This window comes from Lysinibacillus sp. UBA6686 (assembly GCF_002455205.1).
Lineage (GTDB): Bacteria > Bacillota > Bacilli > Bacillales_A > Planococcaceae > Lysinibacillus > Lysinibacillus pakistanensis.
In genome coordinates, this window is the sequence record NZ_DKJS01000080.1 from 69,017 (window position 1) to 95,735 (window position 26,719).

Consider the following 26,719-nt stretch of genomic DNA (forward strand, 5'->3'; position numbering starts at 1 on the left):
CATGCTAGTGATACGAAAAATCCAAATATATGGTTTTGGGAAGCATGAAAATATCACAATCTCTTTATCTGACGGTGTTACTATATTTTATGGCATGAACGAGGCAGGAAAAACAACCATTCAACAGTTTATTTTACAATTGCTCTTTGGTTTTCCTACAAAGCAACAAACACAACGCAAATATGAGCCGAAAACATCAACTAGATTTGGCGGTCAGCTGACAGTTTGGCACCCAATATACGGGCAATGTTCAATTGAGCGTGTTAAAGGAAAGGCAACTGGAGAGGTCACGGTTTATCTTGAAGATGGTACAGTTGGACAAGATGAGCTATTAGCAAAGCTGCTTTATGGCTATTCAAGGGCATCCTTTGAATCAATTTTCTCCTTTTCTTTACACGAATTACAGGGCATTGAGAAAATGTCTGAGGAGGAGTTAACACATTTGTTGATTGCTTCCGGAACAACAGGTGTTCAGCAATTGTCTACTATTGAAAAGAAATTGGAAAAAGAGGCTGGGGATCTGTTTAAAAAGTCGGGCAAGATACCTATTATTAATCAAAAGTTAGAGCAACTAAAGCAACTTGAGCGCACTATTAAACAGGAGCAGAGCAATATTCAAAGCTTTGAGGACAAATTGCTGCAATTAAAGCGGCATGATCAAAAGCTTGAAGATTTGTATAAGCAGCAAAAAATACAGCAACAGAATTGGCAGCAGCTCAATATTCTTAAGCAGGCAATGCCCCTTATGAAACAGCAGAAGGCTTTGGAGCAAACATTAAAAAATTATGAGCATGTGCAGTTTCCACCAGAAGGTATAAGGCGCTATGAGCAATTAAAGGACCGGCTAATGCACGAAACATGGCAATTGCAGCAGCAAAAAGAGCAGTACCATGAACTGCAGCAAAAACTGCAATTAACAGTGGATGAGCAAGCTATTCATGAAATGTCTCGACTTTTGAATAAGGAAGCGACATGGAATCAGTTAATTGTAAAAGAACAAAACTTAATGGATGATTTATATTTATTAGAGCAAGAAATAGAAGCACAGTTTCGATTATTAGGTGTACAGGAAAGCGAAGCACAGTTGAAGCTCCTTGAGGAGACGGTCTCATTGCAGCAAGAGGAGCAATTTCAGCAACAACTAAGTCTACTAGAGGAAGCGGAGGAAGAGTTAAAATTTCATTTACGTTCCTTAGAGCAAATACACATTGAACTAGATTCAATTGCCCAGCATAAGCAGCGTCTTCAACAGGAGGCATTAACAGCAGAAGAAGAACATATTTTAGCACAGTGGCCACAACGTAAACGGAAACTAGAGCAATACCGTCATGGAAGGTCACAGCGCTCAAAGCAGAAACAATCCAGTTCCATAATATGGATTTTATTAGCTATAAGTATATGTTCAATTATATATGGTGTTTTTGAGAAAAACATGGCTGTCATCGTTTTAGGAGCAGCTATCGCTTTATTCCTTATTTTATATGTGAAATTCTCAAGAGATGAAAGTAAAGCATCGGGACAGCCCAATCAGCAAATTCGCGAATTAGAGCAGCAAGAAAATATTGCTCAGACGATTCTTTGGAAAAAACAAAGGCATGAGGAGCGCTTGTTGCAGGTACATGAGCAGCAACAAGAAAAAGAACGTCAATATGTACAGCTAGAATATAAAATTCAACAGGCTGAAAGGGTGAGTGAGGCAGCAACTCAATCACTGCAACAATTTTTAGAGCGCTTCCGATTAGAGGGTAATATAGCAAAAACATTGTTACCAGAGCTTTTTATGCGAATACGGGGAGCACAAGAGCTGGAGGCAAAAAGGAAAAGTACAAGTAACCTTTTACAAACGATACAGATGGAAAAACGTGAGCTATTTGAACAGCTACAACAGGCTCTCAATGCAGAGTACAGTGAACAAGAAATTTTTATGCATTTGCGTACTACATTCCTTACGTTACAGCAAGAGCTACAAATGACTCAGCAAGCAAAAGAACAATTGACTAATCTTACTGTCAATATTCAAGGGATAGAATCTCATATAGAAAACGTTGAATCACAATTTGCTCCATTATTTAATGAGGCAAATGTTCAATTAGAAAAGGAGTACTACGAGACACATGAGCAATATGAACAACAGCAGAAATTCAAAGCTGAACTCCTAACAATAAAAAGTCAACTTGCTTCATTGGATTTATCAAACGATGAGGCATTGATGCATGATAGCCAGCTAAGTGAACGTTTAAAGACTCTAGAAGCAGAACAGGATGCGAGTCAGTTAGCAATCGATCATTGCTTAGAGCAACGTGCTACACTCCAAGTCCAAAAGGAGCATCTTCTAAATGATGAGAATTATGGTCAATTACTTCAGCATTTTGAGCAAGAGAAATCTATCCTGCAGCAGCTGATAGGGCAATGGGCAACAAAAAAGGCATTGTCTAATGCTATTCATGAAACATTATTCAGCTTAAGAGAGGAGAAGCTACCTTATGTTTTAACAGAGGTCAATGCAATCTTTTGTTTATTAACTGGTGGTCGTTATACGAAGCTATTCATTAACGATGCTGGCTATTTTGTCGCTCAGGATGCTGCTGGTGGCTTACATTATCATATGGCCGAATTATCACAGGCAACAAAGGAACAAGCCTATATTTCACTACGTATGGCACTAGCAAAAACACTTTCAACTTCTGCACCATTTCCATTTATTATGGATGATCCTTTTGTCCATTTTGATCGAATCCGAACAGACAAAATGGTACAATTAATGAAAGAAGTAGGATATGAACGCCAAATTCTATATTTTACTTGTCATGACACGATGCTTAAATATTGGCACAAAGATCAAATTGTCGATATAAGCGCATTAGCAAATGAAAGGGGAGTGACGTCAACATGAAAGGAATAACGACGCTCCAGGTTGGAGAAGCAGTTGATCAATTTTTATTAATTAAACAAGCGACAAAAGGGGTTACAACGGTTGGCAAGCCCTTTATGTCGTTGTTATTACAAGATAAAAGTGGAGACATTGAGGCAAAGCTGTGGGATACAAATGAAGATCATGAAAAAATGTATCATGCCGAGGCTATTGTCCGTGTCGGTGGCGAAATACATGACTATCGTGGGAAAAATCAATTACGAATAAAATCCATTCGCGTAGCTAAACCAGAGGAGGGAATTGCAATCCATGATTTAGTTCCTTCTTCAGCTACACCTAAAGAACAACTCTATGAAGAATTAACACAATATTTCTTTGAAATTAAAAATCCTCATATTTCAAGAATTACACGAGCAGCTATTAAAAAACATCAGGATGCTATTTTAGTATTTCCAGCAGCGACCAAAAATCATCATGATTATGCCTCAGGCTTACTTGATCATATGGTATCAATGTTGAGACTTGGCAAAGCTATTGCTGATTTATATCCTACGTTAAATCGTGACTTATTATTTGCGGGCATTATTTTGCATGATATTGGTAAGGTAGTAGAGCTTTCTGGCCCAGTTGCAACAATGTATACTGTTGAAGGGAATTTACTTGGCCATATTACGATTATGGTAAATGAGATTGCTAAGATTGCTAGTGAACTAGAAATTGAGGGAGAAGAGGTTATGCTATTGCAGCATATGGTCTTATCCCATCACGGCAAGGAGGAATGGGGTAGTCCCAAAAAGCCGATGCTTCAGGAAGCAGAAATTTTGCATTATATTGATAATATTGATGCAAAGATGAACATGCTAACACGAGCACTTGGTAAAACAACTCCTGGTGAATTTACAGAGAGATTATTCCCACTCGATAATCGATCGTTTTATAAGCCAACTATCTATTGAATGAAAAAAGGGTTACGCTGATACAAGCGTAACCCTTTTCGTATAGTAAGAGAATGACTATTTAGATTCTTTTTCAGTATCTTCAGCTTTCTCTTCTTTGTCTTTATTTTCTTTAGCTGCTTTTTCTTCAGCTTTTTTTGCTGCCTCTTCAGCTGCTTTAGCTTGTTCCTCACTTGTAGTTGTAAGGGCCTTTATAGCAGGTTCTAAATCTTTATCAGATGTTTTTATATCAGCTTCTTTAGCCATTTTAGCAATAATATCTTTAAGAACTTGTTGATCTTCACCTGTGTTCACTAATTTAGCCATCATTTGTGAACGGATATTTTCTTCTTCATCCTTGAATGAGCCAACACCTTTTACATCACGCTTGTCCGTAACCTCAATAATATGGTAGCCAAAGCTTGATTTTACGGGTTCACTTAATGTTTTTAAAGGAAGAGCATAAGCAGCATCACTGAATTCCTCAACCATTGCACCAGCAGAGAACCAGCCAAGCTCTCCACCTTTTGCGGCAGAACCAGTATCAGTGGAATACTCTTTTGCGACATCCGCAAAAGCAGCGCCACCTTTAATTTTGTCAATAACTTCCTTAGCTGTTTTCTCATCAGCCACTAAAATATGACGAGCATTTAATTCTGTTTTCATCTGCTCATAATATTTTTTTATATCTTCTTCTTTAAAGGCTTTATCTTTTAAAGCCTTATCTGAAAGAAGCTGAATACGTAGAAACTCTTTAAAGCCATCTTTAGTTAAGCCATATTGAACAAGAGCTTGGTCAAAATTATCACCTAACTGAGCTACGTAATTGTCATAAGCCTCTTTAATTTCCTTATCTGTTACTTTATATTTGTCAGCTAATACTTTTTCTGTCAACATTTGTTGAATTACATGAGAACCTGCTAAAGTTTTTGCTTGTTCATTAAAGTCAGCTACTGAAATATCACCGGCTTTTGATGTTGCAATCGTTTTACTGTCCCCTCCGCTACAAGCTCCAAGCGCTAAAACAGAGGCGGCTAATGTTAAAGATAATACAGTCTTTTTCATTGTGGATATTCTCTCCTAACATGGTTTTCGTCCATTTTTTACTATAACATAAACGTTTTAAAAACAAAATGGTTCCCCCTTGAGTATAGCCTATATTTCCATTTTTGAAGCGCATAGGATATAGAAAAGAAAGGGGGTGAAGTTATGAGCAACGGAGGATACGGTGGCGGTGGCTACGGCTCAGGCTTTGCTTTATTAGTTGTGTTATTTATTTTATTAATTATCGTTGGTGCAGCGTTCCTATACTAATTAATAAAATGGCGAAAAGCTAAGGGTGTAATGTCCTTAGCTTTTCTTAACAATGGAAGGCATTCACACCTACGCTTGAGGTCACGTTTATCTTTTGATACACGAGATGTCAAACTTACCACTTTTTGCTGGACGGGTGCAGATGCAATTTTTTAACTATACTGCATATAAAATTTCAATATAAAATGAGACAAGTAATATTGTAATAAGTATATTTATAGTTCGGAATATTTTTGGCTGGTTTTCTTCGGGAATTTCACGTCGCATGCACAGTGCATAAGTCATGCGGTTTATTTGAAATAAATAGAATACCGAGAATAGAACTACGATCATTAATAGCAAGTCTATTCCTCCCCTCTTTCAATAGTAATAGCATAACAAAAAACGTCAATAAAACACAAGTACTAGCAATTTAATGAATAGTAGGCGGTACTAAAATTTCATAGCCCTTTGGTGTCTCCTCAATTTGAGAGTCCTTAGGTGAATTCAATAAGTATTTTACATAGAGAATATCGATTAAACATAAACTACAATGATAAGCTAAAAGCAATGCGCCGTAATGTGTGTAAGCAGGTAATAAAAGTGTACCTATTAATATGGCTGTATTAAGCACGAAAAATGGTGTAAGAAGTGCTATAATATAACGACTTTTTGAGAGTGGTTCACGTATCCGCATATGTAAAACAGGAATTACATAAAATTGTGAACGCATCCGTAATGTTAAATGCTGTCGTAAATCATACAATGCTAGAAAGTGTAAGCATTTATGAATTGGATAAAGGGCAAATACAGCGATAACAAATAACCAAAATAAATGATCAGTATAGTGTTCATCATTAAATAAATTAAATGTAACATAGGATAGGGAAAAGACGGTTAAAAACACAAAGACAGACATTATTATAATACGTGTTGTACCGTAATGATGTTCAAGATTTAATATTTTCCAACAGTGCATGCTTTATCAACTCCATAATAGGAAGGGTCCTATTTAATGTAAATTGATTTATGTTAGAATGCAAGAAAAAGGAGGTATCTCAGAAATATTTTCTGAAATACCTCCTTTAACATGATTTTTAAACGTTTCGTAAGACGACTTCAGATTGCTATTTACTAAACGTTATTCCTCAATTGCTTGACTTATAATCAGCAGGAGAAGAAACAATTCCTACAAATTAGTTTCGCTTTACCCTTTTACAGTTGAACGTTCTTCTAGCTTGTCAAAGGAATCACGGAAGTGCTGAAAGGAGCGTTCGAAAATATCGATGAAGTCCTCTCCATATATATTGCGGATAACAGCCATAACATCTAAAAATTCTGGGAAGCGGCCATATAAGTCTTTTAAAGCTAATGAACCTTCGAGGACAGAATGATACGTATTATGATAATTGCTATTCATTTCAATAATTAGTTCTGTGCCTGCTTCAGTTAGTTCAACATACGTATTACGTTTGTCGTCATCACGCTTTGAAAACTTCAGGAATCCACGCTCTTCTAATTTTTTAGAGAAGTTAAATGCTGTGGAAACATGCATCACGCCAAATTTTGCTACATCGGAAATCGAAGCCCCTTTTAGATGATACGAAATCCATAAAATATGATGCTCATTGATGTTTAAATCGTATGGTTTAATCCATTGCTGCCAATCCTTTTCAACCGCTTTCCATAAGGCTTTTGATAATTGCGCAATTCTTTGACTATAAAGCATCGCCTCTTTTTGTGTGTATAATTCCTCTGACAAAGCCATCACCTACTGCTTTCTTTAACATTTTAAAAATATTATAGCAATAAAGAAAAAAAGTTTAAAGTTAGAAAAATTAAATAATTGAAAAGTGGTTGAATAATAATATTTTATGATTTAATTATGATAAAAAAATAGAATTATTTTTGGGTTATAAGGACTTTAGTCGCTTATTTTTTCTTGCGGTTTTTTCTTCTTTTCTGTGATTTGTGCAACGTTTTTCTCGATTTCGCTAATTGTATTCTGTAATGCCTCTATTTCTTGTTGTAAATTATTTTTTGTAGGCTCGATTTCATCTGTAAATGTAGTAATTGTTTGTTTTAATTCATTTATTATTTGTGGTATATTATTTTTGACTTCATTTGTTAAGGTATTAACTGACTGTTTAACATTATCAACCTGATGTTTAACTTCGAAAAGTTTGCCCTTTGTGATTTCAGCATTTTCTCGCAAATTAGTGCGTAATTGTCTGCCTGATTGAGGAGTAGAGAAAAGTACAGCAATTGTTCCACCAACAATACCAGTAACTAGTCCAAATAAAAATGGTTTTGCTTTCATATTGAAATACCTCGTTTCTGTAATAATCATATTATCTCTATTAAACCACGAATTACACATATACCAAAAGAAAAAAGAAACTAAACGAGTGATTTTCTATCACGTTTTAGCTTCTTTTAGTAGTTGGAAGTACCTTTACCTCAAAATAAAGGTTCGAACTATATATTAAATTTGAGAAATAGCTGTGTTAAATTTAGAACGCTTTACTAATTTAACGACTATTGGATAAATTATCGCAAAAGCTACAACATTAAATGCTACAGCGGGTAATACAACACCTACAAAAAGCATAGCAAATGTTGCACCAACATTGGCATTAAACACAAAAAGTGCTACTGCTAAAAATACTGTACCGGATAATATTGTTCCTACACCCACTAAGATAGCCGATATAGCAAAATTGTTTGCCAGTTTCTTCAGGGTGATTAAAATCGCTAAAAAGACAAAGCCAGTAACAGCCTTATCGATAATATTTGGAACAAGACCAGCAGGAAATGTTGTAAATAATCCTGATAGAACACCTGTCGCTAAAGAAAGCAAAAATGTTTCTTTGATGGTAGGGAACAGTAATATCCCGATAAACATCATTGTTAGCATGAAATCGGGCTTCATGCCATTAACCATACCTGGTGTGACTACATAAAGTGCCGCACCGACACCCACTAAGAGTGCCATTAAAACTAGATTCTTTGTATTCATTTCTAATCTCTCCTCGACTATGCTAATCTATTTGTCCCCCAACGTGTCCTCTTGACCGTTAGCGAAACTTATTTGTGATTGTACGATAAATAATTTTAAAATGCAAGGCACTATTCTGAAAATTAATCCTTCTTATTTCAAAGATGTGCTTTTATATTTTCTGCAACTTCAGTCAATTGCTCTGATGTATATTTTTGTGTCTGCCAAATTAAACCTAGACCTTCTTTTTCGTCATAACGAGGAATAAAATGTAAGTGATAGTGGAAAACAGTTTGTCCTGCAGCGGCTCCATTGTTATTAATCGTATTCAAGCCGATCGGTTGAAATGCAGCTTTGAGAGCATTGGCAATTTTAGGTGCCACAGCATAAAGGTTTCGTGCTACTTCCTCTGGCATTTCAAATAAATCCTGACAGTGCTGCTTTGGAATTAATAAAGTATGTCCTTTAGCAACAGGTGAAATGTCTGTGAATGCATAGACATGGTCGTCTTCATAAATTTTTGTACTTGGAATGGATCCATCAATGATTTTACAAAATAGGCAATCGCTCATTCGTAATTTCCCCTTTCATTTATGTATGTAATTACATTCTATCATACTCATAACTGTATCATTTGCTAATTTTTGATAAAATATAAAACAAGAAGAGGAGTGAGGTCATGTCAGTATTAGAGGTACAGCATGTGACAGGTGGCTACACAAGAAAGCCTGTTATTAAAGATTTATCATTTACTATTGGAAAAGGGGAGCTCGTTGGCTTAATTGGCTTGAATGGTGCTGGGAAAAGTACAACGATTAAGCATATTATTGGTACAATGCTTCCCAAAGAAGGGGATATTCGATTAAATGGTGTCACATTAAAAGAGGATACGGACAAGTATCGTACATCATTTTCTTATATACCTGAAACGCCTGTATTATACGATGAGCTAACATTAAGGGAACATTTAGCATTAACGGCAATGGCTTATGGCATAGATGAGGCAACACTTGCAGCTAGGTCGGAATTATTATTGAAAGAATTTCGAATGGAGAAAAGATTGAATTGGTTCCCATCGCATTTTTCTAAAGGGATGCGTCAAAAGGTGATGATTATGTGTGCCTTTTTAGTTAATCCAAGTCTTTACATTATTGATGAGCCTTTTGTGGGACTTGATCCCCTAGGCATTCAATCATTGCTAGATCAAATGGATGAAAAGAAAAAAGAGGGCGCTTCTATATTAATGTCCACTCATATTTTATCGACGGCTGAGAAGCATTGTGATCGAATCATCTTATTGCATGATGGGCGTGTTCGAGCACAGGGAACGATGAATGATTTACGTCAGGCTTTTGCTATGCCACACGCGACATTAGACGAATTATATATTGCTATGACAAAGGAGCGGGACCATGAAGAACTTGCGTGATGTATGGTCTTCTCGCTTCATGCATTATATCGGAGAAGTACAAAAATATATGCAATTTATTTTTACTGGGCATATCGCGATTGTACTCGTATTTCTTGTTGGAGCAGGAGGCTATCAATATAGTGAATGGCTAAAAAACGTGCAATTAGATTTTCCAGCAGAAATTGTTATTGCCGTAATCGTAGGAATTCTATTAGCTTTTAGTCGACCTACATCGCTCTTGAGAGAGCCAGACCAAGTGTATTTATTACCTGTAGAATCAAAAATGTCGCAGTACTTTAAAAAGGCGTTAGCATGGACGTTTTGGTCTCAGGTTTGGATTGTTGCGATTGTTTATATTGTAAGTATTCCTTTACTTAAGGCCGTTACTGATTTAACAACAATTGAAATTTGGGCAGTGTTTGTTCTAATGATCGTATTGAAATTTTTAAGTGTTCTAGGTGAATTTAGCTATCGTTATAGTGAACGAGGCAAACTGATTTGGGTGGACAGACTAATTCGAGCAATCATATTTGGTGTGACTATTTACATGGCGCTCCAAGCTCAATTGCTATTTGCCATCGTTGCAACTGTTATCGGCTGTATTTACATTCTTATATTCAGAAAAAAATGTAAGGATGAGCCTGTGCCATACGAGCATTTTGTCGAGCTAGAGCAAAATCGTATGATGAGCTTCTATCGTTTTGCAAATTATTTTACAGATGTGCCCCATTTAAGAGGAATCATTCGCCGAAGAGCATGGCTTAATTGGTTGTATACATTTATTCCTTATAAGAAGGAGAACACACAAAAATATTTGGTGTTCCGCACTTTTGTACGTACAGATGATCATTTTTATTTATGGCTTCGTTTAACAGTGATTTCTGCTGTTATTGCAGCGTTAGTTGATATTCCTTTTGTGACATGGATTGTTGTAGGAGCATTGAGCTTTGCGTCCACGATTCAGTTAAAGCAAGCGTTATTGGCAAGTGGAGAATTTCGTATGGACATGCTCTACCCATTGCCTGATCATGCGCGCAAGGCAGCTGTTCAACAAATTGTTCGTTTAGCGATGATTACTCAAGCTATTATCGTTGGTATATGTAGTGTGATGCAACCAATGTTCTATATAGGAATAGTCATTATTATTGTTGTCAGTGAAATAACGTCGAAGGTTTCTAAGCCGTAATTAAAAGTCCATGTAGATGTCTACGTGGACTTTTTGAACGGTTATCAGAATGTCTTAATATTGGTAAAAATTATGTGACTAATTGATAATACCACTATCATACCTTTTTTCATGTAAAGAAAAATGTGCCTGGCTTTTCCCATGTCAACGCTGTCCACAGCAGCCATCATTGAGCCCACACGATATTGATTATATTGTTCTAGATAAAAACGGTGTGGTAAACCGAATGTTACTCCTCATCTTCTTCTTTTGGGGTAGCACTATAGGTTGTAATATAGGAAGCAGCTGAAAATATATTTTGCTGACGTACGCCAGTTGGTTCTTCCCGTTCAGCATGTGCTGATTTATATGCTTTTGAGCTTTTCCATGCTTCAAATGAATGTGGGCCATTCCATTGTGTCATGACGATATAGGTTTCGCTATTTAACGGTCGAAGTAGTCTGAATGCTAGAAAGCCCGGTTCATCCTCGATAGCACGTGCACGATTTAAAAAGCGATGTTCAAAAACAGGTCGACCTTCATCTGTAACAGGAATATTGTTAAAAACAAAATATCCACGCTCTTCTAAATCATTTACTGAATCTAATACTTCAAAATTACGTGGTGTGGCAAATACAGATTTTCCTTCAGTTTCATGTATAAGTACAGAATTTCCTTCCCCATGTATTAGAATCATCTTCTGGTTTTGGTGCTTTTTTCTTACTTGTTCTAAAAAATCTCCTGTTCCCGAAGTTAAATAAATATACATAAATTTGCCCTCCTTATGAATGCTCTGACTAATAGCTTGATTATCTCCATTTAAGTGGAAGTCTATAGCTTTGTCAAAAAAGAAACCTTTTAGAAAGAACAATTTTATGACATTTCATGTGGAAAACTATACAATTGCTAAGGAAGCGTTTACTATTGAAAACGGATATCAATAATAAAGGAATAAACTAAAGATTTTATCTTCATTCAGCAAATGTATTTTGTATACGAAAGCAAAGCGGCGGATACAGAAGGCTCCCACTTCTACAGGTGGTGAGATGAACGCGGTTTTGATTTCTTTTCATTGGGTGTTCAAACACCTACTGAATGAAGATAAAGCCTCTGGCAAATGTCACGGATTTTCAAAGGAATGAATAAAAGGATGTTTGCCTAAAATCTTCACATTCTGCGAAAAGGGCAAACTGACCTGCATCGGTAAAAACGCTACGTCCTGTGGCATTACCGAATGACCGACATCATGTCGGCCTTCGTGCAGTCCTAGGCACAATTCAAAATCCGGACGTAATTACGCTAAGGCGAAATTGATTTTAAATATTTTATATGCAAGAATGTACAAAATGCTTTCTTAGTGCACGATATGGTAAAATAATGACTATTAGATGGAAAAGAAGAGAGGTACTTATGAAAATTATTGTTGGGTTAGGGAATCCAGGTAAACCTTATGAACATACAAGACATAATATTGGCTTTGATATTATTGATGCGATAGCTGAAAAATGGGGTGCACCTTTAACAAATTCAAAATTTAATGGCATGTATGCCACTGTACATCGTCCAGAAGGAAAGGTTCTACTTGTTAAGCCTTTAACATATATGAATTTATCAGGGGAATGTGTTGGACCTCTTATGAATTATTTTAATATTGATGTGGAAAACTTAATTGTTATCTATGATGATTTAGATTTAGAAACAGGTAAATTGCGCCTTCGTCAAAAAGGTAGTGCGGGTGGACATAACGGAATTAAGTCATTGATTCATCATTTAGGCACACAAGAGTTTAATCGTATTCGTGTTGGGGTGAGTCGCCCACCTGCTGGTATGAAGGTCGCAGATTATGTGTTGTCAAAATTTTCGAAAGAAGACCAAGGTGCCATTGAGAACGCTATTGAGAAGTGTGTAAATGCTGTTGAAGCATCTCTTACAAAGCCATTTCTTGATGTCATGAACCATTTTAACGGATAACCAAATATCAAAGGTGGTATTATTGATAGTCTCCAACACAAAGCGAAGATTATTCTTTTATGTTTGTGAATATTGTATGGTGCATAATCCTTTTTAGAAATGTCTATACTTTAAGTAGTAAGTTGCTTAAAGGAGGATGATTTGGAGATGTCAGTTCGCTATCGATGTCGGCATTGTGAAGTAGAAATAGGGACACTCCCATTTGATGCAGATGATACAATTCGAAAGCTGCATATTTTCGAATTGGGAGAAGCGGATGATTATGTTGAGAAAGACCAACATGGACACACGACTGTGCACTGCATTTGTGAGCAATGTGAGGATTCGCTGAGACAATATCCAGATTATCATGCACTCAATAAATGGATTCAATAATTGGAGAGATGCTTTGACGCACATTGTGTGCGTTCAAAGCTTTTTCCGTTTAATATAATGAACAAAAAATTGATACGTATTATCGTACTAGATTCATAGTATATGGCGATAGAATTACGGCTGAAAGGAGCTTTTGACTGTGGAAGTTTTACGACAGTTAGTGTCGCAGGACAAACATATTACATCATTTTTACAGGAGATTCAGAGCGGTCATACTGCAGCACAGCTTATTACAGGACTAACAGGAAGCGCACGCCCAGTAATGGTCGATGCGTTATTCGAATATGTACAAAAGCCGATCTATATAGTTTCTCCAAATTTATTGCAAGCACAAAAGATGGTTGATGAGCTTGCTGGAATTTTAGGTGAAGAATATGTTCATTATTATCCTGCTGATGAATTTATTGCTGCAGATTTATCTGTAGCGTCACCCGAGTTACGTGCGGAGCGTATAGCTACACTTGATTGTCTAGCTAGAGGTAAAAAGGCTGTTTATGTAATACCAGTTGCAGGCTTACGTAAAATGATGCAGCCAAAAGAGCATTGGCTACAGTACTATTTACAAACTGCAATAGGAGAAGATATTCAAATTGATGAGTGGCTACAAACATTAGTGGAAATGGGATACGTCCGCAATTCAATGGTGACAACACCTGGTGAATTTGCGTTACGTGGTGGTATTTTAGATATTTACCCTCCATATTTAGAGTCCCCAATTCGTATTGAGTTATTCGATACAGAGGTGGATTCAATTCGAACATTTTCAGCAGATGATCAGCGATCCATTGATAAATTACAAACAATCCGCATCCTCCCTGCCTCAGAAGCAATTTTAACGAGGGAAGAAAGAGTGGCATTGGCTGGTCGCCTAGAAACCGCTTTAGCAACAAGCTTAAAGAAGGTTAAAAAACAGGAAACAAAAGAGCTACTGTATCAGCATATTCAATATGATATTGAGTTGTTACAGCAGGGGAACTTACCGGACTATGTAAACAAATATGGTTCGTTGTTGTATGAGAAAACTGCGTATCTGGGAGATTACTTTGCTCATGATGGAATCGTGTTATTTGATGAGCTTGGTCGTATTCAAGAAGTTATGGATGCTTGGGAACGTGAAGAGGATGAATGGTTTTTATCGTTAATTGAAGAAGGTAAGATGGTTCATGATGTAAAGCCAGCTTTCTCCTTAAAAGAAATTTTGGCAATGCTGTCACAGCAAAAATTGTATTTCTCCTTATTTTCTCGAACATTTGCAGGAGTAACATTTAATAAGACAACGAATTTTTCTTGTAAGCCAATGCAACAGTTTCATGGGCAAATGGCATTGTTACAAAGTGAGGTTGAACGTTGGTTACTTGGTAAATTTACAGTACTTATCGTTGCTCGAGATAAAGAGCGTGTTAAACGCGTTCAGCAGATGCTAGAGGAATATGATATTCATACAGTAAATGGTAAGCCGACTGAGCCAGGTATCTATATTGTAGATGGTACACTTTCTAGTGGGTTTGAGCTACCTCTACAACGATTAGCCATTGTGACGGAGGATGAGCTTTTTAAGCAGCAGGTAAAGAAAAAAGCACGTCCTCAAAAAATGACCAATGCAGAACGTATTAAAAGCTATACTGAAATTAAAGCTGGTGACTATGTTGTCCATGTTCATCATGGTATTGGTAAATATATAGGTGTAGAAACCTTAGAGGTAAATGGTACACATAAAGATTATTTACACATTCGCTATCGAGCTGATGATAAATTATATGTGCCAGTAGAGCAAATCGACTTGATTCAAAAATATGTGGCATCTGAAGACCGTGAACCGAAGCTACATAAACTTGGTGGGGCAGAATGGAAAAAGACCAAAGCTAAGGTATCCTCTGCTGTGCAGGATATTGCTGATGATTTGATAAAGCTCTACGCGAAACGTGAAGCAGAGAAGGGACATTCATTTGCTCCTGACAATGATGATCAGCGAAATTTTGAAGCTTCCTTCCCTTATGAAGAAACAGAGGATCAATTACGTTCCATTGTTGAAGTTAAGCGTGATATGGAGCGTGAACGCCCTATGGACCGCCTTGTATGTGGTGACGTGGGCTATGGTAAAACAGAGGTTGCTATTCGGGCTGCGTTTAAAGCGATACAGGATGGAAAACAAGTAGCCTTTCTTGTACCTACAACGATTTTGGCTCAGCAGCATTACGAAACAATTCGTGAGCGCTTCCAGGACTTTGCGATAAATGTTGGTCTCCTATCTCGCTTCCGTACAAAAAAAGAGCAAACTGCAACGCTAAAGGGGTTAAAGGAAGGGCAAGTTGATATTGTAATAGGTACACACCGAATTTTATCGAAAGATTTAATGTTCCAAGACCTTGGACTGCTTATTGTCGATGAGGAGCAGCGTTTTGGTGTAACTCATAAGGAAAAGATTAAACAATTAAAAACGAATGTAGATGTCTTAACACTTACTGCTACACCAATTCCAAGAACGCTTCATATGTCAATGGTAGGTGTCCGTGATTTATCTGTCATTGAAACACCTCCAGCCAATCGTTTTCCTGTCCAAACGTATGTAATGGAGCATAGTGGAGCATTAGTACGTGAAGCCATTGAGCGAGAAATGGCACGTGGAGGGCAAGTGTTCTATTTATACAATCGTGTAGAGGACATGGCTCGAAAGGTTGAAGAAATTCAAGTACTTGTACCAGAAGCACGTGTAGGACATGCACATGGTAAGATGACAGAATCAGAGCTAGAATCCGTAATATTAGCCTTTTTAGAAGGTGACTATGATGTTCTTGTAACAACGACAATCATTGAGACGGGCGTCGATATACCGAATGTAAATACATTGATTGTTCATGATGCTGACCGAATGGGCTTGGCACAGCTCTATCAATTGCGTGGACGAGTAGGTCGTTCCAATAGGGTAGCTTATGCATACTTTATGTATCAACGTGATAAGGTTTTAACAGACGTGGCGGAGCAGCGATTACAGGCAATTAAAGAATTTACAGAGCTTGGATCAGGCTTTAAAATTGCAATGCGAGATTTATCTATCCGAGGTGCTGGGAACCTACTAGGAGCCCAGCAGCACGGCTTTATCGATTCAGTAGGCTTTGATTTATATTCACAAATGCTAGAAGAAGCAATTGCAGAACGTCAAACAGGTGTGAAAAAAGAAGAAAGACCTGATATTGAAATTTTAGTAAGTGTTGATGCGTATATACCAGATGCCTACATTCCAGATGGCTATCAAAAAATTCAAATGTATAAACGTATTAAAGCGATGGATCAGGTGGAAGAATATCATGAAATCTTTGAGGAATTAGAAGACCGATTTGGAGATCTTCCGATTGAGACGGAGCGCTTACTAAAAATTGCACGTATGAAGGTATGGGGCTTAAATGCGGGTGTAATGTCAGTAAAGGAGAAGCAAAAAATTATTACCATTTTATTATCAGAGGAAGGTACAGCAAATGTCGATGGTGGTAAAATTGTGGAGCAATCCATGAAATTTGAACGTGCTGTTGGCTTTGGTATGGATAACATGCAATTGAAATTAACAATTGATGAACGAAAGTGCGGAAAATATCTGCCTTTTGATATTTTAGAAGAATTGATGCAAATGATCTTTAATGCAAAAAAACAACCTTAAAAGAAAAGCTGATTGTATCTTACATAGGATAACAATCAGCTTTTCTTTAATGAGTTCAAATTTTTTCAATAATCACTAATAGAAAGTTATGCAAATGGTTATTCTAAGGTAAGATGATTAAGGTTAAATTCTACATGCAAATAGCCTTTTAAGCATGATTTTAAGGTTTTTGGAAAATGTTGTTGGTTGTGAAATCCTTTTTCTTCAGTTTTTGCATAGATTGTTTTATAAAAAACCATACTATAGTTGAATAAAAATTTCATTGTAGCGAAAGCGAGGCATTAAGAATGAAGGCAACAGGAATTGTTCGTCGTATTGATGATTTAGGGCGTGTGGTTATTCCAAAAGAAATTCGTAGGACGCTACGTATTCGTGAGGGTGACCCGCTAGAAATTTATACAGATCGTGAAGGCGAAGTCATTTTAAAGAAATATTCTCCTATTAATGATTTGGGGGAATTTGCAAGAGAGTATGTTGAAACATTGTATGAAACGTTAGGTACTCCTGCATTTGTAACCGATCGAGATGAAGTAATCGCTGTGGCGGGTATCGGTAAAAAAGAATACATTAATCGTCGCATTACCTCCTTTGCAGAAGGTTTTATGGACGAGCGTTCAACAAAAATAGAAAAAATGGAAACAACTATCGAGATTGTTCCTGGACAATATGAGCAAGTAAAGTCATATTGTGCAACACCTATAATGGTAAATGGTGATCCGATTGGCTGTATTATCGTTTTATCAAAAGTACACTTTGTAGGTGAAGTAGAAGTGAAAGTTGTCGAAACGGCTGCAAACTTCTTAGCTAAACAAATGAATAGTTAGTTGAAATGTAAAGTTATTGCGCTGACCTTTTTTGGGCTGAACAATAACTTTTTTTTGTACATAGGATTTATGTCGATAATAAAAAGTGATGCTATCGGGCGCGTCAAACTTTTGAGATATGCTATACTAATGGCATTGTTAAAGAAGGAAAGAGGGCAATTTATGTCGGAACGTTTTGGCATGAAAAGCTACATGAAGGGTGCGGCCCTACTTACAATTGCAGCTCTTATAGTAAAGGTTCTTAGTGCAATTTATCGTGTGCCTTTTCAAAATCTTGTTGGGGATGAAGGCTTTTATATTTACCAGCAAGTGTATCCGGTTATTTCCATTTTTGTCGTATGGACATCTAGTGGCTTTGCAGTAGCTATTTCTAAGATGCTTGCAGACAATGATTGTATTGTGGACCCACTGGAGCGGAATAAAAAAAGAAACAGTATTATGCGTATTGTTTTTAAATATCTAACAGTATTATCATTGTTGTTCTTTGCAGCTTTGTTTGGTGGGGCAGATATGATTGCACAGTTAATGGGTGATACCAAGCTTGCGCCTTTAATACGGACAGGTTCATTTATAGTACTTGTTATGCCAGCTCTTGCTGTTTTAAAAGGAGGCTTCCAATCAAGGGGAATTATGGAGCCGATAGCCTATGCACAGGTGCTTGAGCAAGCTGTCAGAGTATCTGTTATTTTAGTAGGTACATTTATGATAATGGCGACGACAAAATCGCTATATGGTGCTGGACAAATGGCTATAATAGGTACTGTCATTGGTGAAGTTGTAGGTTTTATTGTGTTAGCATTTATCTTTAAAAAAAGATTTGGATTATTAAAAGATAAGCAATTACAGCAGCGTTTCGCAGGCTATCCAATTATTAAAGAGGTTACGCTGCTCAGCCTAAGTGTTAGTATGAGTGGCTTGTTATTGCTTGGCTATCAATTAGTTGATTCCTTTACAATTTATTCATTGTTATTAGATAGTGGCATGGATCAAACAATGGCTAAGGAAACAAAAGGTATTTATGATCGTGGTCAACCATTGGTTCAGTTAGGCGTCATTATTGCATCTTCACTTTCATTGGCAATTGTGCCACTCGTTGCACATATGTCTAAGAAAAAGGAAGGGCGTAATGCCATCCCATTTATACAGCTAACATATAGAGCATCAGTACTATTTGGAGGAGCAGCATCTTTAGGTTTAGTGCTGGTTATGCCCTATATAAATGAAATGCTCTTTAAAACGGACGCTCTGTCAGAAGTACTCATGGTATATGTATTACAAATCGTTCCTTTGTCAATTATTTTGACATTCACAGCTATTTTGCAAGGCTACGGAAAATTAAATAAGCCAGCTATATTTTTAATAGTTGGTTTTATCTTAAAAATAATTTTGAACATGCTGACTATACGGTTGTTTGGGGTTTTAGGAGCAGCCGTTGCTAACAATGTGGGATTATTGTTTACAGCCCTAATGCTTGTCTTCTATTTGAAGAAAATGACAGCAGTGCAATTAGCACCTCGCAGTTTTTATAAAAAATTTGGCATTGCAGCAATCTCTATGACGGCTGTGGTAATACTTTGGCTACAGCTAGTACCAGCATTGCTACACCCCTTTTTATCACCTCGAATGGTTGCAGTGATAGCTGGATTCTCAGCGGTGAGTATTGGTGCGTTTGTGATGATGACAGTGATTGCTAAGCTACGAGTGTTAGCAGAAAAAGAATGGTATTTACTACCGTTTGGACGAAGAATGGCTGTTTATCAGTTATGGTTAAATCGGAAGAAGTAGGTGGATTAATTGAAAACTTTAACAGTGATTGGCTTGGGTGCAGGGGATTTTGATCAGCTACAAATGGGCGTTTATAAAAAATTGAAGGCAGCAAAAAAATTATTTGTTCGTACAGTGGATCATCCTGTACTAGAGGCATTGTCGGCAGAGGGCTTACAGTTTGAAAGCTTTGATGCTGTGTATGAAAAACATAGTTCATTCCAGCCTGTATATGAAGAAATTGTAGAAAGGCTTGTGGAGGCAACAACATTTGGAGATGTTATGTACGCTGTTCCGGGTCACCCACTTGTTGCTGAGCAAACGGTACAATTACTGATTGCTGCATCAGATACTGGAAGAATAAATTTAGTCATCGAGGGTGGACAAAGCTTCTTAGATCCAATCTTTGGGGCATTAAAAATTGACCCAATTGAAGGCTTTCAACTGCTTGATGGCACTAGCTTTTCGATGCACGACATCAACATGCGTCAACATATTTTAATTGCCCAAGTATATGACACATTCAGTGCCTCTGAAGTTAAGCTTACGTTGATGGAAAAATATGATGATGAATACCCTGTGACAGTGGTGACAGCCGCAGGATCTTCACAAGAAAAATTGATAACCGTCCCACTTTACGAGCTTGATCAAAGTGTTGAGGTGAATAATTTAACAACGGTTTATGTGCCACCAGTAAAATCACAGGAAGAGGCATTGCGAGATTGGTCAACATTTAGGCAAATTATCGCTACGCTAAGAGGTCCAAACGGCTGTCCGTGGGACCAAAAGCAAACACATGAATCCCTGAAAAAATATTTACTTGAAGAAGCCCATGAATATTTGGCAGCTGTGGATGCAGAGGATGACTTTGCGATGATTGAGGAGCTTGGAGATGTATTATTACAAGTATTTTTACATGCACAAATAGGAGAAGATCAGGGCTACTTTACACTGGAAGATGTTTTAGCTTCTATTAGTGAAAAGATGATTCGTCGCCATCCACATGTTTTTGGAGATGTTTCTGTAGAAGATGCGGAAGGTGTCGTAACCAATTGGGAAGCTATAAAAGCACAGGAGAAGGGTGAGAGCGATAAGCCACTATTAGAAGAAGAATATAGGTCATCGTCTGCCCTTCAAACGGCTTTTAATTATCAAAAAAGAGCAGCAAAAGTAGGTTTCGACTGGCCTGATGTGGATGGTGCCTGGAACAAATTTTCAGAGGAATGGCAGGAATTTCGTCAGGAAGTGACAAAAGGTACAAATGCGTCACGTCTTGATGAGTTTGGAGATGTATTATTCACACTTGTAAATTTAGCACGTTTTTATAAGCTATCTCCAGAAGAGGCAATGTTACATGCGAATGAGAAGTTTGCGAGACGATTTGGTTATGTTGAAAAGAGGGTAAAAGAATGCGGAAAGCCTTTTTCTGAGTATACTTTAGAACAATTAGATGCTTTCTGGAATGAAGCTAAGCGGATAGAAAAGGAGTAAATTATGAGATTAGATAAATTTTTAAAAGTATCGCGTTTAATTAAGCGACGTACACTAGCGAAAGAAGTGGCGGACCAAGGTCGAATTACGATAAATGGAAAGGTCGCAAAAGCAAGTAGTACAGTAAAAGCTGGTGATGAGCTAGCTATTCGTTTTGGGCAAAAAATTGTCACTGCACGTGTTGATGAATTACGAGACACTGTGAAAAAAGAAGACGCTGCGAAAATGTTTACGATATTAAAAGAGGAGCGTTTGGATAAAATAGAGCCAGAGTTTATTGATGATGAAGAATAATTGAATGAAAGAAGTTATTATTTCTGAATTCCTCCTTAGTAGTAGATAACTTTTATAAAGTTGTCATGCTTTGAAGGTTGTCCGCATAAAGTGAACAGAAGCTAGGACGACTAAAGGAGGAAGAAAATGACGCTACATCAAGAAAGTAACCGTTACACAATTCCATCTGGAGAACATATTTTAACGATTCGTAATCGTAAAAGAATGGACATGACTTCTGTAAAATCAATTGAACGCTTTGATCAGGAAGAATTTTTCATCAAGACGTCCCAAGGGCATTTGTTAATCCGTGGAGAGGAACTGCATATCGTTCATTTAGATGTTGATAAAGGACTATTGACACTTGAAGGAACTGTAAAAACCTTACAGTATGACGAGGAAGAAAGTGGCTTCTCGAAAGGTTTCCTTCATAGATTGTTTGGATGATTGTTAGTGAACAATTTGTTCAGCTATTAGTCATGGTTTTGAGCGGTATAGCAGTTGGTTTTATAATTGATAGTGTTAGGCTCATTGTTTTTTCAACTCCAAAAAGGTCAAGCCTTCGAAAGTGGATGATGGTATTTGAATTACTTACTTGGATTCTACTGGGGGGTCTGACATATTATTTACTATTTTGGCTGAAAGATGGCGCTTGGCGGGCTTATGACCCGCTAGCGCAAATTGCTGGAATTTTTTTGTATCAAACGTTTTTTCAAACTTTCTTACGTTTCATAGCAAGGGTTTTGGTAAATATAACATGGAGACCCTTCTGGTTCATCGTACGATTAATAATCGCCATCATTCGACAAATATTGAAAATAATCATAAATGTTTGTATGTTTGTTTTAAGACCTTTTGTCAAAATTTATTCGTATTTGTCCAACACTTTTTTAAAAAAATTTAAATTTATCAAGTATAATAAGAAACAACAATAATTTTCGGAGGTGCGGGCATGACTAAACGTCATTCATCAAATGATGACCAACGAAACTTTACTAAGCTTGATAATGACTATGTCCGTAACACGGATAAAGCCATTAATCGTAAAAAACAAGCTCGGAAACGAAAAATACGCCGTATTGTCTTTTTTGCGATTGTACCAGTCGTTATTATCGCCTTTCTCGTTAATATACTTTTCCATCAAAATGAAATTTTAGCTGAAAAAGAGAAGAAAAAGGACGAAGCGAATCAGCATCTTACAGAATTAAAAGATGAACGAGATTCATTAAATCTTAAAATTAAGCAATTAGAAGATGATGAATATATCGCAAAGATGTTACGTAAAGAGTATTTCTTATCCGAAAAAGGTGAAATTATTTTCATTATTCCTGAGAAGAAGGATAAAAAAGACGACTGAAGAGCTATGTATTGTTGACACACTTTTATTGTTATATATAATGAAAAGAGAAACTTATTGTAGTAAAAAGTTTGATTAAATTGATTACATGGCTCAAAAGAGTCGCTTAATTTTTAAGGAGGAGCATTTTTTTTATGTCAATTGAAGTAGGCAGCAAGGTACAAGGTAAAGTAACAGGAATCACAAATTTTGGAGCATTCGTTGAGCTGCCAGATGGCAAAACAGGCTTAGTTCACATCAGTGAAGTTGCTGACAATTATGTAAAAGATATCAATGAGCATCTAAAAGTTGGAGATGAAGTTGAAGTAAAAGTGATGAATGTTGAAGCGGATGGAAAGATTGGTCTTTCAATTCGTAAAGCAAAGCCTCAAGTTGAGAGACCAGAGCGTCCTCAACGCCCACGTCGTGACAATCGTTCTAACGATCGCAACGAGCGCCACCAGCCAAAAGAGAATTTTGAGCAAAAAATGGCACGTTTCTTAAAAGATAGTGATGAGCGTCTAGCAACGCTTAAACGTGCTACAGAGTCAAAACGCGGTGGTCGTGGAGCTAGAAGAGGGTAGTTTGCTGACTGTTTTAATCGTAGAAAAAGTGTATGAAATAGAGTTGGGATTAGCTTTTTAAAAGAGCTGATCCTTTTTTTTGTTTATTTAAAAAGAATCTATTATTTTATCAAAATGATGGATTACTTAAAATTAGTGCAAGAATAAACAAACTGCACTCTCATCGTTTCCTCAATAACGAGTGATACTTAGGTTTCTGTTTTTTTATAATGTTGAAGTTGGCCTTTTTTTCTTTTTAAGTGTTGATACGGTTGCTTCTTCCACAGTAGTCTCAGAGGATTTATCAGTAGGCCTTACTATTATTTTTACAAGTAATAGAACACCGTAAGCACTTACGGCTAGTCCAGTAAGGAGTAAAAATATCTGTACGACAAATGGCAAATTTATAAGGATAGATATAAGAATAATCATGGAGCCACTACCACAAATTAAAGCGGCTTTTGTTAATGAACTCAAAGGATTAACCTCCTAATATCATGTTCTATTCTCTCTATAGTATGCCATATTATTAGGAGGCAGGGATAGAGAAAATCAGTAATTTCTACAATTCTAATATAACTAAATGCTTTTATATCACAGTTTTTCTAATCTCAAAAAAGGCGCCTCAGACAATAATCTGAGACGCCTTTTTATGATGACCCCTACGGGATTCGAACCCGTGTTACCGCCGTGAAAGGGCGGTGTCTTAACCACTTGACCAAGGGGCCTCTCTATGGTGGCGGCCGAGGGGATCGAACCCCCGACCTTACGGGTATGAACCGTACGCTCTAGCCAGCTGAGCTAGGCCGCCAAAAATAAATATGGAGCGGAAGACGAGGTTCGAACTCGCGACCCCCACCTTGGCAAGGTGGTGTTCTACCACTGAACTACTTCCGCAAACTCTTAAAGCAACAAATTAAATAATACAAGCCTTTATCACTAGTGTCAAGTAGCTTTATAAAAAATATTAATAAATATGCATCTTTCTTAACAAAATAAAATTGGTTTAAAATTTGTAATGTAAAAAGCTATAGTTATGAAGGATTTATATTTATAAGTGGGAATTTTAGCAAATATTTTGTTCTTAAGTAGAAACGTATCAGCGTAAATTCTGACCATTATATTTATGACGAAAAGTGGAAAAACATTGAAAATCAAAGATTAATTGCGGTACCTAATCCTATGGTTGCTAAGATTTAAAGATCTGAAAACAATTTGTGGTGATGATTTAATTTAATAAAAAAGCAGATTATCGTTAAAGTAGCTAAAATTTTTGTAGAGATTGCTGCCATTTCCCGTATTTATGCATATGTATTCGTCGAAATTTTAAAAATTTTTCTTGTCACCGTCAGACAATCTTTCCACGCATAATTTTTTATAATAACCGAAAGTGTGGAAAGGGGATAGTGAAATGACAAGTATTGAGTGGTTTGACACAGCAAACGTAGCTGATCATAAATTAGGAGTAAAAAGAAGGCAGTTGTTTATTGGCTCTTTATTTTTTATAACATCCTTTTTTTTAGCTCAGTCTGTTGTATTTGAAGCAGCTGTACCTTTCTCGGTTCCTTTTTGGGCAATTATACGAACGAAGTATAAGGAGTATGCTAAATATGTTTTATTTGGTGGCTTAATTGGGGGATTCTTTCTTGGTTTTGGACAGGTTGTTATTTTAGCCTTACAAATTGCCATGTATGAGTGTATCATACGTTTTCGGTACTGGAAGCTTCCTCAAAGTATTTCAGTTGCATTAGCCATATCGCTTGTTCAAATGATATGGCAGGGGGTCATGCATCAGGGTTTACCTCCCATGCTTGTACAATTTTATGTTGGCTGTGAAGCTGCATTAGCACTTATTATGACTCTTTTTATGCAAGTCCTTTTTGTTAATTCCTATGAATGGTTTACAAGTCATTGGACATATGAAAAGCTTGGTTCTGGATTAGTGGTTTTTGCCGCCATGCTTACTGGAATGCAAACAGTTGTAATTAGTTATTTTTCTCTGCCTATTTTTTTATTACAGCTATTTATATGCTTTGGTGCATTAGTGGGAAGTGTACCATTAGCAACTGTAATTGGAGCAGTGCTTGGAACGCTCATAGGTGTTGCAAAGCTGTCTTTTACCGGTATGCTTTCAGTTGCTACGTTAACTGGACTGTGTGCAGGAATGGGGGCACGTGCAGGGCGCTTTGGAGTGGCGATTGGTAGCATCTTACCTAGTGTATTTTTTTTATTTTATGACGCAACATTACCATTAGATAGCGTTTATTTTACATCCATTGCTGTAGGTAGTATCGCATTTCTAACCATTCCCAGAAAGTATTCTGATAAGGTAAGGGACAAGCTATTTCCACAGCGAGAGGAGATCTTACTCGCCCGTCAAAATTGGTTAACGGAGCATGTCACTTATAAATTAGAGCATTTTCAACATTTCGTACAATTCATGAAAGAACTTGTGTTTGAGCGCTTTATGACAACTCCTGTTGAGGCTTCTAAGGAAGTGTCACCAATGAATACATGCTTAAGCTGTTTTCGTTATGATCGCTGTTGGGGTGCTCAAAATAACGGTATGGACAAGCTAATGACAGACTGGTTCCATATGAAGGGTGTAGGGAAGGAATCTGCAATACATCGGGCAGAGGACCAAATTCGTTATAAATGCGTGAAATCTACAAAAATTTTCGAGGAGCTAGAAACAGAGCTATATAGGGAGCGTATTAATGGACAATATTTTCATGGAAAGAAAATGATTGCACTTCAACTACGAGATATGAGCAATCATCTAAATCAGCTAATTGCAGAGATGAAGGAGGACACCGTATCATTTGTTAGTGTGGAAAAGGATATTATCCAAAAGCTAAAGGAGGCGCATATTGAATGCTTCCAGCTAGATGTGCTGAGTAATAAACCTGGAGCAAGAAAAATTGTCTGTGCGCTCACACCAGCTCGAGTCGATTGGGAAGAGGATACAACATTGGCAGAAAGGATGATACTACCGATTTTATATGATATTTTTGAAGAACCGTTTGAAATTGAAAAGGTAGTAACGTGTGATGTGCCATTTCGCCACATTCAAGTAAGCTTTAGTTCAGCTATTAGTTTTGAAGTAGAGTATGATATATATAGTATGTCAAAAGGCGCAACACTATATTCTGGTGATTCCCATGCGTTATTTCAACTACATCCTGGATTATTTGCAATTTTATTGTCAGATGGTATGGGACAGAGTAAAGAAGCACAGCATGAAAGTAGAAAACTAATACATTTAATGCGAGAATGCTTAAATTACAATATGAATCCAGAGACTGCAATGCACACATTGCATTATGTCATGTCCCTAAAGCAACAGGATGATATGTATGCAACACTGGATTTTGCCCTTGTCGATTTACAACAGGGTGATTTATGGTCATGGAAGGCAGGGGGAATGTCTACGTATATCTTACGTGGAAAAGAGGTGCTAAAAGTTGAAAGTAATGCAGCACCTGTTGGATTTTTATCTATTTCAGCAATTGAGGCGGAAAAAAGAAAACTGAAAGCAGGAGATGTCATTCTAATGCATTCTGATGGGTTATTTTCAAGTATTGCCGATTGGGATGAACAAGAAGAGTACTTTTTAGCTTATGCTCAGCAGGTTGCAAGCACGACCAAATCCATTCAGGAAAAATTAACGACGATCATGCAGTCTTTCCAAACACACTATGATATTGAAGATGATTGTACAGTATTGATGTTAGAGGTAACACACGTTGTACCTACTTGGGCTGTCTTTAGACCAGTTCAATATTCTATGAGTTAA

General features: G+C 37.0%; 26 protein-coding genes and 3 tRNA genes. 17 read left to right on the plus strand and 12 right to left on the minus strand.

The window, feature by feature from the left end; genetic code table 11:
- Position 1 precedes the first annotated feature (1 nt).
- Together B2R82_RS21570 and yhaM are read left to right on the plus strand one after the other, a co-directional pair.
- A complete protein-coding gene (locus tag B2R82_RS21570; protein ID WP_286926980.1) occupies positions 2–2,893 on the plus strand; it encodes an AAA family ATPase in 2,892 nt (963 codons plus the stop codon).
- Entirely contained in the window at positions 2,890–3,828 is a 939-nt protein-coding gene (gene yhaM / locus B2R82_RS21575) for a 3'-5' exoribonuclease YhaM (protein WP_286926981.1), read from the plus strand. Before B2R82_RS21570 ends, yhaM begins: the two co-directional genes overlap by 4 nt.
- Before the next feature lie 57 nt (positions 3,829–3,885).
- Here the strand turns inward: yhaM and B2R82_RS21580 are convergent, their stop codons facing one another.
- Positions 3,886–4,872: a peptidylprolyl isomerase gene (locus B2R82_RS21580; RefSeq protein ID WP_286926982.1), complete on the minus strand. Its 987-nt coding sequence runs from the start codon at positions 4,870–4,872 to the stop codon at positions 3,886–3,888.
- Positions 4,873–5,016: 144 nt separating this feature from the next.
- Between B2R82_RS21580 and B2R82_RS21585 the strand changes: the two genes are divergently transcribed.
- Positions 5,017–5,121 (plus strand): YjcZ family sporulation protein, encoded by a 105-nt coding sequence (locus tag B2R82_RS21585; protein ID WP_264989774.1) that lies wholly within the window; start codon positions 5,017–5,019, stop codon positions 5,119–5,121.
- 156 nt (positions 5,122–5,277) lie between these two features.
- On the opposite strand, the gene B2R82_RS21590 is transcribed toward B2R82_RS21585, so the two are convergent.
- The 6 genes from B2R82_RS21590 to B2R82_RS21615 form a co-directional block, all read right to left on the minus strand.
- Positions 5,278–5,463 (minus strand): hypothetical protein, encoded by a 186-nt coding sequence (locus B2R82_RS21590; protein ID WP_008173337.1) that lies wholly within the window; start codon positions 5,461–5,463, stop codon positions 5,278–5,280.
- Positions 5,464–5,533: 70 nt separating this feature from the next.
- Positions 5,534–6,079: a DUF3267 domain-containing protein gene (locus B2R82_RS21595; protein WP_286926983.1), complete on the minus strand. Its 546-nt coding sequence runs from the start codon at positions 6,077–6,079 to the stop codon at positions 5,534–5,536.
- 228 nt (positions 6,080–6,307) lie between these two features.
- Positions 6,308–6,868 (minus strand): HTH-type transcriptional regulator Hpr, encoded by a 561-nt coding sequence (locus B2R82_RS21600; RefSeq protein ID WP_286926984.1) that lies wholly within the window; start codon positions 6,866–6,868, stop codon positions 6,308–6,310.
- A gap of 156 nt (positions 6,869–7,024) precedes the next feature.
- On the minus strand, positions 7,025–7,420 hold the full coding sequence (locus B2R82_RS21605; RefSeq protein ID WP_286926985.1) for a YtxH domain-containing protein: 396 nt from the start codon (positions 7,418–7,420) through the stop codon (positions 7,025–7,027).
- A gap of 165 nt (positions 7,421–7,585) precedes the next feature.
- A complete protein-coding gene (locus B2R82_RS21610) occupies positions 7,586–8,119 on the minus strand; it encodes a tryptophan transporter (RefSeq protein WP_286926986.1) in 534 nt (177 codons plus the stop codon).
- Between the two features lie 137 nt (positions 8,120–8,256).
- The gene (locus B2R82_RS21615; RefSeq protein WP_286926987.1) at positions 8,257–8,670 is read right to left on the minus strand and encodes an HIT family protein; all 414 of its coding nucleotides are present in this window, start codon (positions 8,668–8,670) and stop codon (positions 8,257–8,259) included.
- Positions 8,671–8,777: 107 nt separating this feature from the next.
- On the opposite strand from B2R82_RS21615, the gene B2R82_RS21620 reads away from it, so the two are divergent.
- The gene (locus B2R82_RS21620; protein ID WP_286926988.1) at positions 8,778–9,527 is read left to right on the plus strand and encodes an ABC transporter ATP-binding protein; all 750 of its coding nucleotides are present in this window, start codon (positions 8,778–8,780) and stop codon (positions 9,525–9,527) included.
- Entirely contained in the window at positions 9,511–10,695 is a 1,185-nt protein-coding gene (locus tag B2R82_RS21625; RefSeq protein ID WP_286926989.1) for an ABC transporter permease, read from the plus strand. Before B2R82_RS21620 ends, B2R82_RS21625 begins: the two co-directional genes overlap by 17 nt.
- 229 nt (positions 10,696–10,924) lie before the next feature.
- Here B2R82_RS21625 and B2R82_RS21630 read toward each other — a convergent pair whose 3' ends face one another.
- Entirely contained in the window at positions 10,925–11,443 is a 519-nt protein-coding gene (locus B2R82_RS21630; protein ID WP_286926990.1) for an antibiotic biosynthesis monooxygenase family protein, read from the minus strand.
- A 641-nt stretch (positions 11,444–12,084) separates the two neighbouring features.
- Between B2R82_RS21630 and pth the strand changes: the two genes are divergently transcribed.
- From pth to B2R82_RS21685, 11 genes are all read left to right on the plus strand, one after another.
- The gene (gene pth, locus B2R82_RS21635; RefSeq protein ID WP_286926991.1) at positions 12,085–12,645 is read left to right on the plus strand and encodes an aminoacyl-tRNA hydrolase; all 561 of its coding nucleotides are present in this window, start codon (positions 12,085–12,087) and stop codon (positions 12,643–12,645) included.
- A gap of 147 nt (positions 12,646–12,792) precedes the next feature.
- Positions 12,793–13,020: an anti-sigma-F factor Fin gene (locus tag B2R82_RS21640; RefSeq protein WP_008180264.1), complete on the plus strand. Its 228-nt coding sequence runs from the start codon at positions 12,793–12,795 to the stop codon at positions 13,018–13,020.
- Between the two features lie 139 nt (positions 13,021–13,159).
- On the plus strand, positions 13,160–16,672 hold the full coding sequence (gene mfd, locus B2R82_RS21645; protein WP_286926992.1) for a transcription-repair coupling factor: 3,513 nt from the start codon (positions 13,160–13,162) through the stop codon (positions 16,670–16,672).
- A gap of 287 nt (positions 16,673–16,959) precedes the next feature.
- Positions 16,960–17,496, plus strand: coding sequence for a stage V sporulation protein T (spoVT, locus tag B2R82_RS21650; RefSeq protein ID WP_286926993.1), 537 nt, complete (start codon positions 16,960–16,962; stop codon positions 17,494–17,496).
- A gap of 162 nt (positions 17,497–17,658) precedes the next feature.
- On the plus strand, positions 17,659–19,281 hold the full coding sequence (locus B2R82_RS21655) for a putative polysaccharide biosynthesis protein (protein ID WP_286926994.1): 1,623 nt from the start codon (positions 17,659–17,661) through the stop codon (positions 19,279–19,281).
- 9 nt (positions 19,282–19,290) lie between these two features.
- Positions 19,291–20,751 carry a nucleoside triphosphate pyrophosphohydrolase gene (gene mazG, locus B2R82_RS21660; protein WP_286926995.1) on the plus strand — a complete coding sequence of 487 codons (1,461 nt, stop codon included), beginning with the start codon at positions 19,291–19,293 and terminating at the stop codon, positions 20,749–20,751.
- A 3-nt stretch (positions 20,752–20,754) separates the two neighbouring features.
- On the plus strand, positions 20,755–21,045 hold the full coding sequence (locus B2R82_RS21665) for an RNA-binding S4 domain-containing protein (RefSeq protein WP_283870267.1): 291 nt from the start codon (positions 20,755–20,757) through the stop codon (positions 21,043–21,045).
- A 126-nt stretch (positions 21,046–21,171) separates the two neighbouring features.
- Positions 21,172–21,471 carry a sporulation protein YabP gene (gene yabP / locus B2R82_RS21670; protein WP_054772175.1) on the plus strand — a complete coding sequence of 100 codons (300 nt, stop codon included), beginning with the start codon at positions 21,172–21,174 and terminating at the stop codon, positions 21,469–21,471.
- Positions 21,468–21,959, plus strand: coding sequence for a spore cortex biosynthesis protein YabQ (gene yabQ / locus B2R82_RS21675; RefSeq protein WP_286926996.1), 492 nt, complete (start codon positions 21,468–21,470; stop codon positions 21,957–21,959). Before yabP ends, yabQ begins: the two co-directional genes overlap by 4 nt.
- A gap of 17 nt (positions 21,960–21,976) precedes the next feature.
- A complete protein-coding gene (locus B2R82_RS21680) occupies positions 21,977–22,381 on the plus strand; it encodes an FtsB family cell division protein (protein WP_283870268.1) in 405 nt (134 codons plus the stop codon).
- A gap of 134 nt (positions 22,382–22,515) precedes the next feature.
- On the plus strand, positions 22,516–22,944 hold the full coding sequence (locus B2R82_RS21685) for a S1 domain-containing RNA-binding protein (protein ID WP_219363866.1): 429 nt from the start codon (positions 22,516–22,518) through the stop codon (positions 22,942–22,944).
- 204 nt (positions 22,945–23,148) lie between these two features.
- On the opposite strand, the gene B2R82_RS21690 is transcribed toward B2R82_RS21685, so the two are convergent.
- The 4 genes from B2R82_RS21690 to B2R82_RS21705 form a co-directional block, all read right to left on the minus strand.
- On the minus strand, positions 23,149–23,400 hold the full coding sequence (locus tag B2R82_RS21690; protein WP_286926997.1) for a hypothetical protein: 252 nt from the start codon (positions 23,398–23,400) through the stop codon (positions 23,149–23,151).
- A 179-nt stretch (positions 23,401–23,579) separates the two neighbouring features.
- Positions 23,580–23,651: transfer RNA gene (locus B2R82_RS21695), tRNA-Glu, on the minus strand.
- 6 nt (positions 23,652–23,657) lie between these two features.
- A tRNA-Met gene (locus B2R82_RS21700) sits at positions 23,658–23,734 on the minus strand.
- 11 nt (positions 23,735–23,745) lie between these two features.
- Positions 23,746–23,820 (minus strand) — tRNA-Gly (locus B2R82_RS21705).
- A 514-nt stretch (positions 23,821–24,334) separates the two neighbouring features.
- Here B2R82_RS21705 and B2R82_RS21710 point away from each other — a divergent pair.
- Complete coding sequence (locus B2R82_RS21710) at positions 24,335–26,719, plus strand: SpoIIE family protein phosphatase (protein ID WP_286926998.1); 2,385 nt, start codon at positions 24,335–24,337, stop codon at positions 26,717–26,719.

Excerpts from the sequence above, each read along its gene's own strand:
- B2R82_RS21570 (WP_286926980.1), top strand. The coding sequence starts at position 2 with ATGCTAGTGATACGAAAAATCCAAATATATGGTTTTGGGAAGCATGAA.
- yhaM (WP_286926981.1), top strand. The coding sequence starts at position 2,890 with ATGAAAGGAATAACGACGCTCCAGGTTGGAGAAGCAGTTGATCAATTT.
- B2R82_RS21580 (WP_286926982.1), bottom strand. The coding sequence starts at position 4,872 with ATGAAAAAGACTGTATTATCTTTAACATTAGCCGCCTCTGTTTTAGCG.
- B2R82_RS21585 (WP_264989774.1), top strand. The coding sequence starts at position 5,017 with ATGAGCAACGGAGGATACGGTGGCGGTGGCTACGGCTCAGGCTTTGCT.
- B2R82_RS21595 (WP_286926983.1), bottom strand. The coding sequence starts at position 6,079 with ATGCACTGTTGGAAAATATTAAATCTTGAACATCATTACGGTACAACA.
- B2R82_RS21600 (WP_286926984.1), bottom strand. The coding sequence starts at position 6,868 with ATGGCTTTGTCAGAGGAATTATACACACAAAAAGAGGCGATGCTTTAT.
- B2R82_RS21605 (WP_286926985.1), bottom strand. The coding sequence starts at position 7,420 with ATGAAAGCAAAACCATTTTTATTTGGACTAGTTACTGGTATTGTTGGT.
- B2R82_RS21610 (WP_286926986.1), bottom strand. The coding sequence starts at position 8,119 with ATGAATACAAAGAATCTAGTTTTAATGGCACTCTTAGTGGGTGTCGGT.
- B2R82_RS21615 (WP_286926987.1), bottom strand. The coding sequence starts at position 8,670 with ATGAGCGATTGCCTATTTTGTAAAATCATTGATGGATCCATTCCAAGT.
- B2R82_RS21620 (WP_286926988.1), top strand. The coding sequence starts at position 8,778 with ATGTCAGTATTAGAGGTACAGCATGTGACAGGTGGCTACACAAGAAAG.
- B2R82_RS21625 (WP_286926989.1), top strand. The coding sequence starts at position 9,511 with ATGAAGAACTTGCGTGATGTATGGTCTTCTCGCTTCATGCATTATATC.
- B2R82_RS21630 (WP_286926990.1), bottom strand. The coding sequence starts at position 11,443 with ATGTATATTTATTTAACTTCGGGAACAGGAGATTTTTTAGAACAAGTA.
- pth (WP_286926991.1), top strand. The coding sequence starts at position 12,085 with ATGAAAATTATTGTTGGGTTAGGGAATCCAGGTAAACCTTATGAACAT.
- B2R82_RS21640 (WP_008180264.1), top strand. The coding sequence starts at position 12,793 with ATGTCAGTTCGCTATCGATGTCGGCATTGTGAAGTAGAAATAGGGACA.
- spoVT (WP_286926993.1), top strand. The coding sequence starts at position 16,960 with ATGAAGGCAACAGGAATTGTTCGTCGTATTGATGATTTAGGGCGTGTG.
- B2R82_RS21655 (WP_286926994.1), top strand. The coding sequence starts at position 17,659 with ATGTCGGAACGTTTTGGCATGAAAAGCTACATGAAGGGTGCGGCCCTA.
- B2R82_RS21665 (WP_283870267.1), top strand. The coding sequence starts at position 20,755 with ATGAGATTAGATAAATTTTTAAAAGTATCGCGTTTAATTAAGCGACGT.
- yabP (WP_054772175.1), top strand. The coding sequence starts at position 21,172 with ATGACGCTACATCAAGAAAGTAACCGTTACACAATTCCATCTGGAGAA.
- yabQ (WP_286926996.1), top strand. The coding sequence starts at position 21,468 with ATGATTGTTAGTGAACAATTTGTTCAGCTATTAGTCATGGTTTTGAGC.
- B2R82_RS21680 (WP_283870268.1), top strand. The coding sequence starts at position 21,977 with ATGACTAAACGTCATTCATCAAATGATGACCAACGAAACTTTACTAAG.
- B2R82_RS21685 (WP_219363866.1), top strand. The coding sequence starts at position 22,516 with ATGTCAATTGAAGTAGGCAGCAAGGTACAAGGTAAAGTAACAGGAATC.
- B2R82_RS21710 (WP_286926998.1), top strand. The coding sequence starts at position 24,335 with ATGACAAGTATTGAGTGGTTTGACACAGCAAACGTAGCTGATCATAAA.